This window comes from Helicobacter sp. NHP19-003, from assembly GCF_019703305.1.
GTDB lineage: Bacteria > Campylobacterota > Campylobacteria > Campylobacterales > Helicobacteraceae > Helicobacter > Helicobacter gastrocanis.
Window position 1 is genome coordinate 554,693 of sequence record NZ_AP024814.1, and the last position, 16,620, is coordinate 571,312.

The window sequence follows — 16,620 nt, forward strand, 5'->3', positions numbered from 1 at the left end:
TCTATGCGCCGTCTTTTCTCGACACTTGTTTGTTGTGCCCTGTCTTTACACGCCACCCCCACCCAAACCCTAAAAACTTGGCTCCAAGAGTCCTTAAACGCATCAAGCCAAGAACACCTAGAACACTTCCACACAAATAAGCTGGAGTTTACACCCTACACGCTGATAGGTGCGCTAGGGCAGATACACGCTAACCAGGGAGCTTGTGTGGGGGTGCTCTTTGACGGACAGCTCTTTAAGGGCTTTTGTGTGCGCGGGTTTAATGTCTTGCACTTATCCAAAGAGCAGGGGCATTTGCGCCTAGAGTTGGTGCAGAGCACCCCAGCCACGCCCACAACAGCCCCTAAAGAAACGGGCTACACCCTCACCTTTGCCCTAAACAAAGGCACTTTTTATTTAACCAGCCTAGCCCCCCTCAACGCCCCTAAGACTTACCACAGCACAACCCCCACCTACGCCATGGGGGCGATTAGCGGCACTCTTTTGGCCAAATTGAGTACGCCTAACACGCCCAATACACCCACAACCGCCCAAACGCCTAGCAAAAGCGTTGCTTTTACCCCACCAATCCAAACCACACAAATGGGCGATTACACGCTAAGCACTTCTTACAGCCCCAAAGAACAATGCATAGACATACAAAAATTTCAGCGCACAAGAGGGCGTTTTTGCATACAAGGGGCAGGGGTTGTAGACTTTAGCGCACACGCCCCCTATGTGGAGTTGCACCTAAAGCCTGCAAACACCTCTGAAATCACTTTAAACTTTAAGCGTTGCGGGGGAGATTTGGAGCTAAAACGCTACGCTCAAGGCGGACAGGTCTTTTACAACCAAAGCACCAACGACCCGCACAACACCTACCCCCTGTCCCTAAGCACCCTCACGCCCAAATTCCTAGAGCGTTTAAGGCTTAAATGATTTTCTCCCAAATGGTGCCATTTGGCGTGTCCATTAAAGCAATGCCATGCCCGCTTAAAGCTTGCCTGATCGCATCCGCCCTTGCAAAATCCTTTGCCTTTTTGGCTTCTTGACGCAGGGCGATTTGGGTGTTGATGTATTCTTTGAGCGCGGTGTCTACGCCTAGCTGAAAATACACCTTTGGGTCTTTGCCCCCTAGCCCTAGCAAACTTTCCACAAAGAGCAAATCTGCCAAAATCTCGCCAGCCCCGTGCTTTTTATCCACTTTATTAGTTGTGTTGTCTAGCTTCTCATTGCTTAAGTGTACATGCTCTTCAAGCACGCTTAACGCTTTAGAAATATTTAAATCATCTTGCATGCTCTCTAACATGGCGTGGGCGAAGGTGGGGTTGGCTGTGCTGGGAGCGGGGGCTAACTCCAACGCCCGTTTTTTTAAGCGGTAAAGCTTGTCTAGGCGTTTCTTTTGGCTGGCCAAATCATCGGAGCTAAAGTTTAAAATCGCGCTGTAATGCACGCCGAGCAAATAATTGCGCAAAACTTCGCCGTCATAAACCTTTAAAGCGTCCTTGATGTAAAAGCTATTGCCTAAACTCTTGCTCATCTTTTCGCCTGAAATGTTGACAAAGCCGTTGTGCACCCAAAATTGCGCCAACTCTTGGTTAAAAGCACAACGGGTTTGGCTCGCCTCGTTTTCATGATGTGGGAAAAATAAATCTGTCCCCCCCCCGTGTATGTCAATTTGATAGGGGGTGTCTGTGTAAGCCCCGCTCTCTCTTACCATCGCCGAACATTCAATGTGCCAGCCGGGGCGTCCCTTGCCTAAAACACTCGCATAGCCCAAATCCCCCTCCCCCTTATACGCCTTCCATAGGGCGAAGTCTTGGGGGTGCTTTTTCTCAGGGTTGTCTTCAATGCGACTCAAGCTCTCTAGCTCTAAAGAATGTCCGCTCAAAGAGCCATAGGCCTGATCTAGGCTCGTGTCTAAATAAACATCGCCATTAGGGGTTTGGTAGGCAAAGCCCTTTTGCATTAAATCCTGCACCAACTGCACAATCCCCCCCAAATGCACGCTAGCCCTTGGCTCTAGCTTAGGTCTTTGCACGCCCAAAGCCTGCATGTCTTGCAAATAGCCCTTGATAAAATACTCCGTGAGCGTGTGTATGTCCGTGTTCTTTTGCAAGGCCTTGGCGATGATTTTGTCGTCAATGTCGGTGAAGTTTTTCACCAAATGCACCCGATACCCGCTCAAAGTCAGCATTCTACTGAGTAAATCAAAAGTGATCGCACTTCTAGCATGTCCTAAATGCGAGTAGTCATAGACCGTGGGGCCACAAACATAAATCAGCACATCGGGGGCTTTTAGGGGCTTAAAGGGGCATTTTTGTTTGCGGTGGCTGTCAAATAAATAAATCATAAAAAACCTTTGGGCTAAAATAAGTGGTGTAAAAAAATCCACGCCTTTAAGTTTTGCAACACCCAAACAAACAGGGCTAAAACCACGGCCTCTAAAGCCAAGAGTAAACCTAAAAAGGCGCACTTAGAAAGCGAGATCATGCCTAAAAAACGCTTAAAACCAAAAGCCTTAAGGTAAAACCCACAGAGTAAGAACCCCGAGAGTGAGCTAGAGAGGGCCAATGCACTCGCTTTTAAATAGGGCATCAAGCTCAAAGAACACAGCACCCCAAAGATGAGCGAAACAATGGCGATTTTTGCTGCCTTGCCCTGTTCTTTGTGGGCGTATAACCACAGCGCAAAAATCTTAGCCACCCCAAAGGGGGCAAGCCCCACTAAATAAGCACAAAAGACCTTAGAACACTCCGCCACATCTTGCGCTCCAAATTGTCCCCTTTCAAACAACAAGGCGATGATCTCTTTAGACAAGAACATTCCCCCGAGCGTGCAAACCAAAAGCATGGTGCTTAAAAACTCAAAGGCTTGTTTTAAATGGGCTGTGGCCTTTTCATGGTCTTTATTCTTGATCGCCCTTGCGATTGTGGGGAAAAGGGCGGTAGAAGTGGCGATGGCAAACAAGGCTAGGGGCAATTGAAAAATGCGATTAGCATAGTAAAGATAGGATATGCTTCCCGTCGCCAAAAACGAAGCGATCAAGGTGTCTATGAACGCCGAGATTTGGGCGGCGGAGTTGCCAAGCACGCTGGGCAAAAACTGCCTAAAAAACTGCTTGCGCTCTTGCTTGATGGTGGCTTTTTGGGTGGGGTTAGCGTGTAGTAGGCTATGCACCCCGATCGCAAAGAGCCTAAAAAAGCCCAGCTTATAGAGCGGATAAAAATGCAGACACACCTGAGCGCACCCCCCACACAGCACACCATAGCTCAAAGCCCGCACCACTTCTAATAAATCGCTGTCCTTGTGCCACACAAGGGCGCAAATCATCGCTAGGTTCAATAAAACCGTGTGGTAAGCGCTCACCCAAAAGTAGTTTTTATATTGCAAGAGCGCGCTAAAAAAAGTTGCCCAAAAGACCAAGAGCAGGTAATAGAAGTTGATCGCCACAATATCTTTAGCTAGTTCAATGGCGTGCGGGCTAAAGCCAAAGGCTAAGAGTTTGGTGAAAAACAAGCGAAAATGCGACACCACCAGCGTGAAGGCAAGCAAAAACAGGCTAAACACGCCAAAAATGCCAAACAAAAATGCCCCCTTGTAGCGGCTAGAAATGAAGGCAGGCAAGAAACTTTGGCTAAACGCCCCTTCGGCAAAAATGCGCCGAAAGAGATTGGGGAACTTGAACGCCACAAAGAAAATGTCGCTGTAAAGCCCACTGCCAAGCACCGAGGCACTCAGCAAGTCCCGCACAAACCCTGCCACCCTAGAACATAAAATCCCCGAGCTGTTGGTTAAAAAGAACTTTTTAAGCACTAAAAACCTTTCGCCATATTGCTCTTATTCTACATAAAAGGGGTTAAAGTTGAGAGAAGCCCCATATTGTTGTCCTCTGCCCTCACTAAGATTTTTTCATACATCACGCTGAAGCTAACCCGATTTGGTGATGAGTGCCCGGGAGAATGGACGATTTTAGGCCATTCTCTTTATGTGCGGCGCGCCCCAGGTACTTGAGACAGGTTGCTTATAAGATCGCTCTTCCAACTCTTTTGCAGGTTTTTAAGCCATTGTAGCCATATTGTAGGGTTTTCATTGTATCCTAGCCTAAATAGTTAAGGATGATGATGAAACCGGTTCCTCTTTTGCTTTGTGTGAGCCTTTTGTCGGCTGTACCGCTAGACTTCACTAAGTTAAGGGCAAATTATGCCCACACGCTTTTAGAGGGTGCGCATGTCCCCAAGATTGCACGCCCGGTGTCCTTGCCCTTTGAGCCTAGTGGTCAAGATTTGTTGAATCAGCTAAGGACTATTTTAGACTCACTTAAAGCCCACGCCCTAGACAACGCTCCGCTAAACAAGGCAGAGATTGTCAATGCCCTGCAAGACTTTAGCCAGTACTATAGCGTGGGGGGGTTAGAGCGGGGCAATTGGTGGCAATGGGAGATCGGCATCCCTAAAACCTTAAATGCCATTTTAGCTTTGGCTGATTTTTTGCCAAAAAACCTACAAAACACCCTTTTACAAGCGCAAGAATACTACCAACCCAACCCCAAATACTCCGGTTTGAGCGCAGGGGCTAGGGCAAGCACTAAGCCCGAAGCACGCGAAAGTCAAGGGGCTAACCGAGTGGACACCGCTTTTGTCAGTCTAGCTAGAGGGATATTAAAACACAATGAAAAGGAGGTCTTACAAGCCATTGAGGCGGTTAAAAGTGCGTCTAAAATCGTGGCAGGGGGCAATGGGTTTTATGCGGACGGCTCGTTCATCCAACACGAGCATGTGCCCTCCAATGGCTCGTATGGCGTGGTACTTTTAAAGGGTTTGGCGCAGTTTAAGGCGACTTTAGGCGACACCCCCCTAGCGCAAAATCTCATAGACCCCGCCTTGTATGCCAGCATTTTGCAAGGCTACCCCTATTTACTCATCAAAGGGGGGCTAAACGCTTCGGTGTGTGGCCGAAGCATCAGTCGAGACAAAGAGAGCGACTTTACAAGGGGACAAGCGTTATTAAAGGCGTTGCGTGGATTTGATAACCCAGCCTTAACCCCCTTAATCAAGGGGGACACAAGCCACATACCCCCCGTGCATGTCTTTGGGGCGATGGACCGCGCGGCGCAGGTGGGCACGCATGGCGGGCAGGTGGTGCTGGCCATACACTCTAGCCGCATTTTGGATTATGAAACCATGAATGGGGAGAATTTAAAGGGCTTTGACAGCGCCGATGGCATGACCTATATTTATGGCGACCCGAGCGCATTTGTAGATTATTGGGTGTTAGCCGACCCCACGAAACTCCCCGGTACAACAGAAGTGCAGGGGCAGGAGGTGGTGCTGTGGCGTAGGGGTTCTTTGGGCTTGAACGATTTTGCAGGGGGGGCTGGCAATGGGCACTTTGGCTTTGTGGGCTTTGATTTGCAAAAGCCCGAGTTTCGGGCGCAAAAATCTTATCTCTTTTTAGGCGATGAGGTGGTGGCTTTAGGCAGCATTGTGGGCAACAAACCCACAACCACCATTTTGGACAACCGCAAACTAAGCCCCAATATGCAGGTGTCCATCAACAACGCCCCCTTTAGCCAGCAAGCACAGCTAACCCACAAGGGCGACTTCGTCAACTTCACCAACCCCCACGCCCACACCAATATAGGCTACATACTCCTACAAGACGAGAACACCCAGCTACAAGAAGTCGCCAGAAGCGGCAATTATAAAGCCATCGGGGGTAAAAGTTATAAGACTTTATCCGCACCCTTCCTAGAAATGCAAATCTTGCACTCCCTAAAAGCCCACTACGCTTATGTGATCTTGCCAAATTTCAGCCCTAAAGAGGTGCAAAGCTACCCCCTAGACGACTTGCAAATTCTCGCCCAAACCCCAGCTATGCACGCTGTGTTTGTCCGTTCTAAAAATCTTTTAGCGATCAATAAATACGCTGCAGGCTGGGGTAAAATTAAAGGGTTAAAACTCAAAGACCCGCTATCGCTCTTGCAAGTGCAAAGCCAAAATGGGCTAGCCTTAAGCGTAGCCGACCCCACGCAAACCCTGCAAGGAACGACCATTGTTTTAAAAGGGCGTTACAAACTCGCCAAAGCGAACCCCGCTGTGCGCCTCAAAATCAAGGGCAACAGCACGCATTTGGATTTGACTTTCCCCCCCTTGGGGGCGACTTTGGCCGTGGATTTAAGCACGCTCTAGGGTTTTCTTTGAAATTTGGCCTGGAGTTTTGGCAAAACAAAGCCCTAGATTTTTTGCTAGGGGCTCTGCCAAAAACCCACTCCATGGTGGAAGAAAACAACATTTTAGGGCTTTACAATGAACGCTTTTTGCTCACCAAGAGCGAACAGCTTGTGGGGCTACTCAATGTCAAAGGCTTGAGCGCAAACGCCTTACTCCAAGAGGACTTGCAAACCCATTTTGCCAGCAAACAAAATGCCCTAGAGCAGTTAGAGGGCGTGGTGTTGCGTATCCACACCAAGCGCGCCAAAATCAAGCTAGATCCCCCAAAAAAGCCCCCAAACCCCCAAGTACAAGCCTTATTAGACTTATCCCAACCCAAAGACCTATACGAAAACACCTACACTTTGATTTTTGAAACCGCCCAAAGCCCCCTAAAAGACTTCTTAGAGCAGAAAAAATTAGAGCTCACCACAGACCACAAAACACAGCAACACCTAGCCTTGCTTTTAAGCGAGAACATGGCGAAAATGGCGCACGCCTTGCACGCTTTCAAGCCCACGCCCCTAAGTGCCAAAGAAGCCCTGAACTTTTACGCCACTTTCATCAATGGAGAGCCCACACACTTAAACCCCACGCTGGGTTTCTTAGAAGACAGTTACATCGCCACAAACCTACATTTTAAAAAAGATCACTATATCCAAGAACACGCTAGCTACACGACCTACCACCGCATTTTAGGGGTGAAAGCATATGCCAGCAAAACCCTAAGCTCTTTGGCTTTGCTCTCTCTCTTGCACCAAGAATTAGAATGCGAAGTGTTTTTAAGTCTTGAGCCCTTAAACCAGCAAAAAGCCCTAGCCTTCGTGCAAGAAAAAATCCGCCTAAGTTTTGCACGCCTTGTACGCCAAGAATTGCAAAACTACTATGAACAAATCCAAGCCAAGCACTTGAATCTACAAAAGGTCGCCCTAAATGTCTTTTTAAAAGCCCCTGATTTAGAGAGCCTAAACGCCCACACCAAAGCGGTGCTAGGCGCGCTCTCCAACGCCCATTTAGTGGCTGTGGTGGAAACTTTGGGACTAAGACCTGCCTACTTTTCCATGTTTCCTGGGCGTTTGCATTTAAACCCCCGTTTGCGTTGCCAAAGCGCACAAGCCCTAGCCACGCTCATGCTCTTTGAAAAGCCAAATTGTGGCTTTAAAAGCAACCCGTGGGGTGAGCAACCTTTAAGCGTGTTTAAAAACCTAGACCACTCCCCCTATCTATTTAATTTCCACAACCAAGAGAGCGACCCAAGCCCAAACAGCCCCCGCACCAACGGGCATACCATGATCATCGGGGCCACAGGGGCGGGCAAGACGACCTTAATGGGCTTTTTAATGGCAAATGCACTCAAATACGACAAACTGAATATCCTAGCTCTCGATCGCGCCTATGGGCTGTTTTCGTGTGTCAATTACTTCGGAGGGGTGTATAACTTCGGGGATCAGTTTAAAATTAACCCTCTATCTTTAGAATTAAGCCCCAGCAGCCAAGACTTTTTACACAGCTTTTATGCCCACCTGCTCAATGTCCCAGAAAAACTCCAAACCCCAGAAGACATACAGGCCAGCCACGCCATTTTAAAAGCTCTAAAAAGTTTATATGCCACTTTGCCCCCTAAAAGCTTTGGTTTGCAAGATTTTAAAGAAGCCCTGACACATGCCCCTAACTTGCACCTAAGCCTTGAACCTTATTTACAAAACCCCTTGTTTAACGCCCTAGAAGACAGCCTAGAGTTCAACACCCCCCTTGCCGCCATCAACATGGATGCCATCAGCGCAAACCCCAAGGACTTAGGGCTCTTGGCGTACTACATTTTCTACAAAATTTTGCAGCGCGCCCTTGAGAAGCAAGAGGGCTTTTTGCTCTTTGTGGATGAGTTTAAAAGCTACGCCACTAACGAAACCCTAAACACCCACATCAACACCTTAATCACCCAGGCTAGAAAGGCCAATGGAGTGGTGGTCTTAGCCTTGCAAGACACTAACCAGCTGGCTACAATCCCCGATGCCGCCAGCTTCGTCAAAAACATGGGGACTTTGATTTTCTACCCCCAAAAGCACCTAGACAGCACGCAACTTAGCCAAGATTTAGGGATACAGCTAAGTTATATGGAGGCGCATTTTTTAGAAAACACCCCCTTAAACGCACAACAAGTCTTGGTCAAAAACATGGCGGAGGGCAGTTCTAACATCGTCCATGTGGGTTTGCAAGACTTAGGGGCGCATTTACGCATCTTTAACTCCAATGCCGCCCATGTCAAACGCTTGCAAGCTCTCATGCAAGCGCATCCGCATACATGGCGGGAAGTCTTGTTGCAAGAGGGCTAAAAGTTGCTAAAATAGCCATTTTGCAAAGGATTTTAAGCGTGCAACTTTCAAACAAGACCATTTTAATCACGGGCGGAACGGGCAGTTTTGGCAAAAAATGTGTCCAAACCCTGCTAGAACAGCACCACCCGCAAAAGATCATTGTTTATAGCCGTGATGAGCTGAAGCAATGGGAAATGGCGCAGGTGTTTAACAGCCCCAACATGCGTTATTTTATCGGTGATGTACGGGACAAAGAACGGCTTTTTAGTGCCCTGCAAGGGGTGGATATTTGTATCCACGCCGCCGCCCTCAAACAAGTCCCCACCGCCGAGTACAACCCCCTAGAGTGCATCAAAACGAATATTTTAGGCGCGAGTGCCGTGATCGAGGCGTGCTTGCAAGCGCAAGTAGGGCATGTCATCGCCCTTAGCACAGATAAGGCGAGCAACCCGATTAACCTATATGGGGCGACCAAATTATGCAGCGACAAGCTTTTCACCAGCGCCAACAACATGAAAGGCAAAGCCCGCACGAAATTTAGCGTGGTGCGTTATGGCAATGTGGTTGGCTCTAGGGGCAGTGTCGTGCCCTTCTTTAAAGACCTTGCCGCCAAGAGTGCTCCCTTTATCCCCATCACCGACAAGCGCATGACCCGCTTTTGGATCACCCTAGAAAAGGGCGTGGGGTTTGTGTTAAAGAGTTTGGAGCGCATGCACGGGGGGGAGATTTTTGTACCTAAAATTGCGAGCATGGAGATTGTGGATTTAGCCAAAGCCCTAGCCCCACATATCCCCCTAAAAACGATCGGTATCCGCCCGGGCGAGAAGTTACACGAGGTGATGATCAGTGCCGATGACAAAGCCCTAGAGTTTGAGGATTTTTATATTTTAGAGCCCACGATCACCTTCCAAACCCCGATCAACTACACACAAACCTTACTAGGCGAGTGCGGCACACCCACGCCAGAGGGCTTTAGCTACAACAGCAAGGACAACCCCCAAAGGCTCACCCCCCAAGAGCTCTTAAAGATGGTGCATGCTCTCTAGCCTAAGCCAAATCCCCCTATTAGAGGGTAAAAATATTTTGCTCTTAGTGAGCGGTTCGATCGCCGCCTACAAAGCCCTAGAGTTAGTGCGTCTTTTTAAAAAAATGGGGGCAAGCGTTAGGGTGGTGATGAGTGGGGGGGCGTGCCAATTCGTGCAGCCTTTGAGCTTTGAGGCTTTGAGCCATTTTCAAGTGCTGACAGACACGCATGAAAAATGGGCGTTGTGCGAGGGAGATTGTGCCAACCACATTAGCTACGCTAAGAGCGCTGACCTAGTCCTAGTCGCCCCCGCCAGCGCCAACACTCTAGCCAAATTAGCGCACGGGCTTGCCGACAACGCCCTAAGCGCCACCTTTTTAGCCAGCAAAGCCCCCAAAGTCCTAGCCCCCGCCATGAACACGCAAATGTTTTTAGCCAAGCAAACCCAGCACAATTTAAAACGCTTAAGGGCATTAGGCTGTGAGGTTGTCGCCCCCCAAAGTGGGCTTTTGGCGTGCAACACCACAGGCGTGGGGGCGATGGCAGACATGGCAGAGATTGCCAGCATTTGTGCACGCAAACTTCTCTCTAATGCTTTTTGGGCGGGCAAAAAGGCGGTGGTTACAGGGGGAGGGAGCGTTGAGGCGATCGATGCGGTGCGGTGCATTTCTAATTTTTCTAGCGGCTTGCAGGCGCATTTTTTAGCCCTAGCTCTGTGGCTTAAGGGGGCACAAGTGGTGCTGATCTCTAGTAAAAACGCTTTAGAGCTACCTAGTGGCATAGAGCGTGTCAAGGTGCAAAGCGCAAACGACTACCTAGAGGCTTTAAAAACGCATGAAAACCCCAGCAACCCCCCCTTTTTATTCATGCTCGCCGCCATTAGCGACTATAAACCCAAAAACCGCCACCAAGGCAAGCTCAAAAAGCAGGATTTGGGGCCCTTTTGGGATTTAGAATGCGTGCAAAATACAGACATTTTGCGCTCTGTCAGCGGATTTCACAAAGTGGGCTTTAAAGCCGAGAGCGACCCTACCCACGCCCTAGCAAACGCTAAAAAACTCTTAGACCCCCCCCCACAGGGCAAGGGCTGTAAGCTTGTGTGCCTAAATGACACAAGCACCCTAGGGCAAGACACCAACCAACTCACACTCCTAACCCCCCACGCCCGGCACACCACAACTAAGGGGCATAAATTTCAAGTGAGCTTTGAGGTTTTGGAATTTATAGAAAAAATGGCATAGCCTTTTTCGGATGGGATCGTTCTTTTTTAGGCAACACTCCCTTTTGGGATGCAAGATTTTTTGGTGTAGTCATTTTTTTGAAGGCATGCACCGGTCTATATGGAGTCAAAGCCTTAGCGCATTGGAAGACAATGATGTTAAAAGAAAAATTAAAACCATTCTTGCCCTCGCATTAGACCCCCTGCAGTGGTGTTTTACGGGCAAAGTTCTCCAACAGGCTAGGCAGAATGGAGCGGTGCGCCATGCTCTCTGCCCAACTTTTCAGCTTGTAGGCCACTAGCTTGATACAAGAAGTGGGCAAAATCGACAGCTATTGCCAAAGTTGCGGTGCAGAGGGTGCGCCACTTTCTTGAGCGGCGATGCCCGCTTTGAGCTCATCAAACATTTGCCCTTACGAACCTTATAGACACTTTTTACCCCTTTGATTTTTAAGCCCTTGTGTAGTAATAGTGTGGGTAAAGGATAGACATGCAAAACTACACCCACTTACACCTACACACCGAATACTCTTTACTCGATGGTGCAAACAAGATCAAAATCTTAGCCAAAAAGATCAAAGAGCTGGGCATGACAAGTGTGAGCATGACCGACCACGGGAATATGTTTGGGGCGATTGACTTTTACACTTGCATGAAAAAAGAAGGGATCAAGCCCATCATTGGCATTGAGACCTACCTACACAACGCCGAAAATTTAAACGACAAACAATCCCGCCAGCGTTTCCACTTGTGCCTATATGCCAAAGACCAAGAGGGCTACCAAAATCTCATGTATTTGAGCTCCCAAGCCTTTTTAGAGGGGTTTTACTACTATCCCCGTATCAATAAGAAAATCTTAAGAGAGAGGGCTAAGGGGCTGATTTGCTCGAGTGCATGCCTACAAGGTGAGATCAACTGGCATTTAAACGACCAAAATCCCCGCAATAAAAAATTTGGCGCAAAAGGCTATGAAGAGGCCAAACGCATTGCCCTAGAATACCAAGACATTTTCGGGGACGATTTTTATATGGAGATCATGCGCCATGGCATTGCCGACCAACTCGCCATTGACGAGCAGGTGATCAGGCTTTCTAAAGAAACGGGCATTAAGCTGATCGCCACAAACGACACCCACTACACCAACAAAGAGGATGCCAGTGCCCAAGAGGTCGCCATGTGTGTGGCGATGGGCAAGACCCTGAATGACACCGAACGGCTTAAACACTCTGTGCATGAGTTTTACATCAAGACTCCCCAAGAGATGGCAAGGCTCTTTGCCGACATCCCCGAAGCCCTAGAGCACACCCAAGAGATCGCCGACAAATGCCATTTAGAGATCGATTTAAAAAACGACACCAACCCCCCCACGCCCCCCCGTTTTAAATTCACCAAAGAGTACGCCCAAAATGAAGGGCTGGACTTTGAGGACGATAAAGCTTACTTCGCCCACAAGGCTAGAGAGGGGCTTAAAAAACGCCTAGAGATCATCGAGCCCGGCCAACACGCCAAATACACCGAGCGCCTAGAATACGAAATTAAAGTTATCAGCGATATGAAGTTTGCGGGTTATATGCTGATTGTATGGGATTTTATCCGCCACGCCAGAGAGAGCAATATCCCCGTGGGTCCGGGGCGGGGCAGTGCGGCGGGCAGTTTGGTCGCCTTTTGTTTGCAAATCACGGACATAGATCCGCTCAAATACGATCTACTCTTTGAGCGGTTCTTAAACCCCGAGCGGGTGAGCATGCCCGATATTGACACCGACTTTTGCCAAAGACGGCGGGGCGAAATGCTCGATTACATGATTGCCAAATACGGCAAATACAATGTCGCCCAAGTGATCACCTTCAATAAAATGCTGGCTAAGGGCGTGATTCGCGATGTCGCACGGGTGCTAGACATGCCCTACAAGCAAGCCGATGAAATGGCAAAACTCATCCCCAATCGACTAGGGATCACCTTGCAAGAAGCCTTTGAGCTAGAGCCTAAAATCCAAGCCTTGATTGAGAGCAACCCTTTAGCCAAACAAGTTTGGGATTTTTCCTTGCGTTTGGAAAATTTGAATCGCTCAGCAGGCAAGCACGCCGCCGCGTTGGTGGTGGATAGCGAAAGGGAGCTTTGGTATAAATCCCCCCTTTACACAAGTGAGCGCACGGGGGGCATTGTAACGCAATACTCCATGAAATATTTAGAAGCCATTGATCTCATCAAGTTTGACTTTTTAGGGCTAAAAACGCTCACGGTGATCCACGATACCCTAAAGATCATTGAAAAATACAGCCACAAAAAGATCGACTTTTTGAGTGTGGATATGGACGACCCTAAAGTCTATGCCACGATCCAAGAGGGCAACACGGTGGGGATCTTCCAAATCGAGTCGGGCATGTTCCAAACCTTAAACAAACGGCTACGCCCTTCTAGTTTTGAGGACATCATTGCGATCATTGCTTTGGGCCGCCCCGGTCCTATGGAGTCTGGCATGGTCGATGACTTTGTCAATCGCAAACATGGCAGTGCCCCGATCACCTATATGTTTGACGCGCTAGAGCCGATTTTACGCCCCACTTACGGGACAATCGTGTATCAAGAGCAAGTCATGCAAATTGTGCAAACCATTGCGGGCTTTTCTTTGGGCGAGGCGGATTTGATCCGCCGTGCGATGGGCAAAAAGGACGCACAAATCATGGCGGACAATAAAGCCAAATTTGTGCAAGGGGCGGTGAAAAATCGTTTTGATGGCCAAAAGGCGGGCGAGTTGTTTGACTTGATCGTGAAATTTGCCGGCTATGGCTTCAACAAGTCCCACTCCGCCGCCTATGCGATGCTGACCTTCCAAACCGCCTATTTAAAAACCCACTACAAGCACGAATTCATGGCGGCGATGCTCAGCAGCGAGTGCCGCCACATTGAATCGGTGGCTTACTATGTGGAAGAGGCGAGTTCAATGGGGATCAAGGTACAACGCCCCCATGTCAACACCTCCGATGTGCAATTTAAGGTGGAGGATGCAAAGGGCGAAAAAGTCATTGTTTTTGGGCTGGAGGCGATCAAGGGGGCGGGCGAGGGGCCGCTAGGCACTTTGGTGGAAATCCGTGAAAAACACGGGGCTTTCACGAGTTTAGAGGACTTGATCAGCAAGATTGATTTCTCAAAGTTTAGCAAACGCATTTTAGAGCCCTTAGTCAAATCGGGGAGTTTGGATGGGCTGGGCTACAACCGCCGCACCATGCTAGAAAACCTAGACGCGATTTGTGATGAGGGGCGTAGGAAGGATAAGAGCAACGCCCAAATGAGTGTGGGGCTGTTTGCTAACATGTCTAGCGAACAGCTGGAAAAGGCGCATTTGGATTTAAAGATTTATGAGGAATTTGATGCCAACACGCTTTTAAATTACGAATACGAGTGCATGGGGCTTTACTTCTCAGGCCACCCCCTAGACGCGTTTAAAGATGCGATCAAAAGTCTTAAAAATGTGGCTAAGAGCGTGGACATTCCCCGTTTAGAGATCGGCTCTTCAGCGGTGTTTATCGGCAAAATTTTAGATGTCAAACGTAAAATAGGCAAAAACAGCGGTAAGCCCTATGGCGAGGCGGCGATCGTGGATTTCTCGGGGCGTTTTGAGTTGATGTTGTTTGAAAATCAACTAAACGCCCTAGACCAGCTAGACATAGAATCGCCCCTCGCTTTTAAATGCAAGATTGAAGAACAAGAGGAGGTCGCCCGCTTGCGTCTCTTGGAGATCGACACCTTTGAAAACATCAAACAAGCCAAAATCCCCAAGGTGCGCTACAAAGCCCAAAAAGAGGACACGGAAGACATACAGCTTGTGGATGTGGTGAAGGATTTTAGCGAAAACCCGAGCTCTTGCGTGATCGGCCATCAAGACGAGCAACACATCCCCCTATCCATCGTGCTGGATACGAGCGTGTCTTTGGACTTGTTTTCTAAGCTCAAAGAAGCAGCCGCAAGCCACAAGGGCAACCGCGCGCTGTCTGTGGTCTTTTACGAGCAGAACAAACGCTTGCGCTTCAACACCGCCTTTAAGGTCAACACCACGATTAAAGAGAATTTTAAAACCTACCAATGGCTGGATAATTAATGCGTTTAAACCAATTCTTAGCCCACAATCTGCCCTGTTCGCGCCGTGTTGCCGATGCCCTCATTGCTGAGGGTCGGGTCAAGATCAAGCACACCAAAGCCACTTTCACCACGCCCTTCCACCCCCAAGATAAAATCTTTGTAGATGGCAAGTTGCTAAGGGTTAAAGAGCAAGAGCGCTTCAGTGTGATCGTTTATCACAAGCCCAAGGGCGAGCTGGTGAGCCACAAGGACGATCGGGGGCGCAAGGTCATTTTTGACAACCTAGAGGGCAAATTCCAACACTTCACCCCCATAGGGCGGCTAGACTATGCGTCTATGGGGCTCTTGCTCTTAAGCGACAGCAAAAAAGTCGTGGATGCCTTGATGCATAGCCGCTTAGAGCGCACCTATTTGGTGAAAATCAATGGGAGCGTTACACAAGCCATGCTTGATGCCTTTGGAGTGGGTCTAGAAACCACGAGCAAAGAGGGTGCACACCCTAAAACCAACACCGCCACAATCCACATCGCCCCCATGCAAGCAAGCGTGTTGAAGAGCAGCCGCAATTACTCTAAACTCAAACTCACCTTACAAGAGGGGCAAAACCGCGAGTTGCGCCGCTTTTTCGGGCATTTTAAACGGGAGGTGCTAGACTTAAAGCGGGTTAGCTTTGGCTTTGTGTCTTTAAACGCCCTGCCTGTGGGCAAGACCCGCTATTTAAATTCTAAAGAGTACAAACATTTACACACCTTTTTAAACCAACTAGGAGTAGAACATGGATAAAACATTGTTGTTTAGCCCTTGGAAAATCAAGGACTTGGAGTTGAAAAACCGCGTGGTGATGGCACCGATGGATCAATACAGCGCAGAAAATGGCTACGCCAATGCGTGGCACACGCACCACTATGTCAGCCGTGCTATCGGGCAAGTGGGCTTGATCATTTTTGAAGTGGCAGCGGTGAGTGCCAATGGGCGGATCGATCCGGGAGATTTAGGCATTTATGAAGACAAACACATAGAAAGTTTGGCTAAGATTGTCAAAGAGTGCCACAAATACGGCTCTAAAGTGGCGTTGCAAATCGGGCATGCGGGCAGAAAGGGCACTCTTAAAGACACACCCCTTTTAGCCCCATCTGCTTTGCGTTTTAACGATCAATACGCTACACCTAAAGAAATGGATCGAGAAGACATCAAGCAGGTGGTTTCTGATTTTAAATTGGCGGCTATACGCGCCAAACAAGCCGGCTTTGATGCGCTAGAGGTCCACGCCGCACACGGGTATTTACTCAGCAGTTTTTTATCCCCCCTAAGCAACCATAGAAGCGATGCCTATGGCAAAAATCGGGCACTGTTCTTGCAAGAAATTTTAGAAAGCTTAAGAGAAGCCCTGGATTTGCCCTTAATCGTGCGGGTGTCTGCGACAGACTACCATAAACAGGGCAATACCCCAGAAACTTTGGCACAACTTTTAGAACCTTTAAGCCCCCTTTACGATGCCCTAGATGTTAGCAGTGGGGGCGTGGTGGAGGCCCCCCTATTAAAGTTTATCCGGGCTATCAAATCCCCCATGCTTTGGTGTTAAAAGAGGCGTTAGACAAACCCACCATCGGGGGTGGCGCGCTCGAAGAACCTAAAATGGCACATAGGCTCGTGGGTAGCCATGCTGTGGATGCCATCTATTTAGCGCGAGCTCTCTTAAAAAACCCCTTTTGGTGTTTTAATGCAGCTTTGAGCTTAGGTCAAGAGATCGCCATCCCCAAACCCTACGCCAGAATGGTGCATTTGTAGTAA

General features: G+C 48.7%; 11 protein-coding genes. 9 read left to right on the top strand and 2 right to left on the bottom strand.

The features are described from left to right. The first annotated feature begins 3 nt into the window (after positions 1–3). A complete protein-coding gene (locus tag K6J72_RS02975) occupies positions 4–918 on the top strand; it encodes a hypothetical protein (RefSeq protein ID WP_221280512.1) in 915 nt (304 codons plus the stop codon). Here K6J72_RS02975 and cysS read toward each other — a convergent pair. Further along, entirely contained in the window at positions 911–2,329 is a 1,419-nt protein-coding gene (gene cysS / locus K6J72_RS02980; protein ID WP_221281083.1) for a cysteine--tRNA ligase, read from the bottom strand. The genes K6J72_RS02975 and cysS overlap by 8 nt on opposite strands. Positions 2,330–2,346: 17 nt before the next feature. Further along, complete coding sequence (gene murJ / locus K6J72_RS02985; protein WP_221280514.1) at positions 2,347–3,795, bottom strand: murein biosynthesis integral membrane protein MurJ; 1,449 nt, start codon at positions 3,793–3,795, stop codon at positions 2,347–2,349. 308 nt (positions 3,796–4,103) lie between these two features. Between murJ and K6J72_RS02990 the strand changes: the two genes are divergently transcribed. From K6J72_RS02990 to K6J72_RS08300, 8 genes are all read left to right on the top strand, one after another. Then, positions 4,104–6,170, top strand: coding sequence for a polysaccharide lyase family 8 super-sandwich domain-containing protein (locus K6J72_RS02990; protein ID WP_221280516.1), 2,067 nt, complete (start codon positions 4,104–4,106; stop codon positions 6,168–6,170). A gap of 8 nt (positions 6,171–6,178) precedes the next feature. Next, positions 6,179–8,524, top strand: a complete 2,346-nt coding sequence (locus K6J72_RS02995; protein ID WP_221280519.1) for a VirB4 family type IV secretion/conjugal transfer ATPase — start codon at positions 6,179–6,181, stop codon at positions 8,522–8,524. Positions 8,525–8,562: 38 nt separating this feature from the next. After that, a complete protein-coding gene (gene pseB / locus K6J72_RS03000) occupies positions 8,563–9,552 on the top strand; it encodes a UDP-N-acetylglucosamine 4,6-dehydratase (inverting) (protein WP_221280523.1) in 990 nt (329 codons plus the stop codon). Next, positions 9,542–10,771: a bifunctional phosphopantothenoylcysteine decarboxylase/phosphopantothenate--cysteine ligase CoaBC gene (gene coaBC, locus K6J72_RS03005; RefSeq protein WP_221280525.1), complete on the top strand. Its 1,230-nt coding sequence runs from the start codon at positions 9,542–9,544 to the stop codon at positions 10,769–10,771. The genes pseB and coaBC overlap by 11 nt, the downstream gene beginning before the upstream one ends. Before the next feature lie 468 nt (positions 10,772–11,239). Beyond that, complete coding sequence (dnaE, locus tag K6J72_RS03010; protein WP_221280527.1) at positions 11,240–14,848, top strand: DNA polymerase III subunit alpha; 3,609 nt, start codon at positions 11,240–11,242, stop codon at positions 14,846–14,848. Beyond that, positions 14,848–15,612 (top strand): pseudouridine synthase, encoded by a 765-nt coding sequence (locus K6J72_RS03015; protein ID WP_221280529.1) that lies wholly within the window; start codon positions 14,848–14,850, stop codon positions 15,610–15,612. Before dnaE ends, K6J72_RS03015 begins: the two co-directional genes overlap by 1 nt. After that, a complete protein-coding gene (locus K6J72_RS03020) occupies positions 15,605–16,411 on the top strand; it encodes an oxidoreductase (RefSeq protein ID WP_260320655.1) in 807 nt (268 codons plus the stop codon). Before K6J72_RS03015 ends, K6J72_RS03020 begins: the two co-directional genes overlap by 8 nt. Further along, positions 16,402–16,617: a hypothetical protein gene (locus K6J72_RS08300; RefSeq protein ID WP_260320656.1), complete on the top strand. Its 216-nt coding sequence runs from the start codon at positions 16,402–16,404 to the stop codon at positions 16,615–16,617. The genes K6J72_RS03020 and K6J72_RS08300 overlap by 10 nt, the downstream gene beginning before the upstream one ends. The last annotated feature ends 3 nt before the right edge of the window (positions 16,618–16,620 follow it).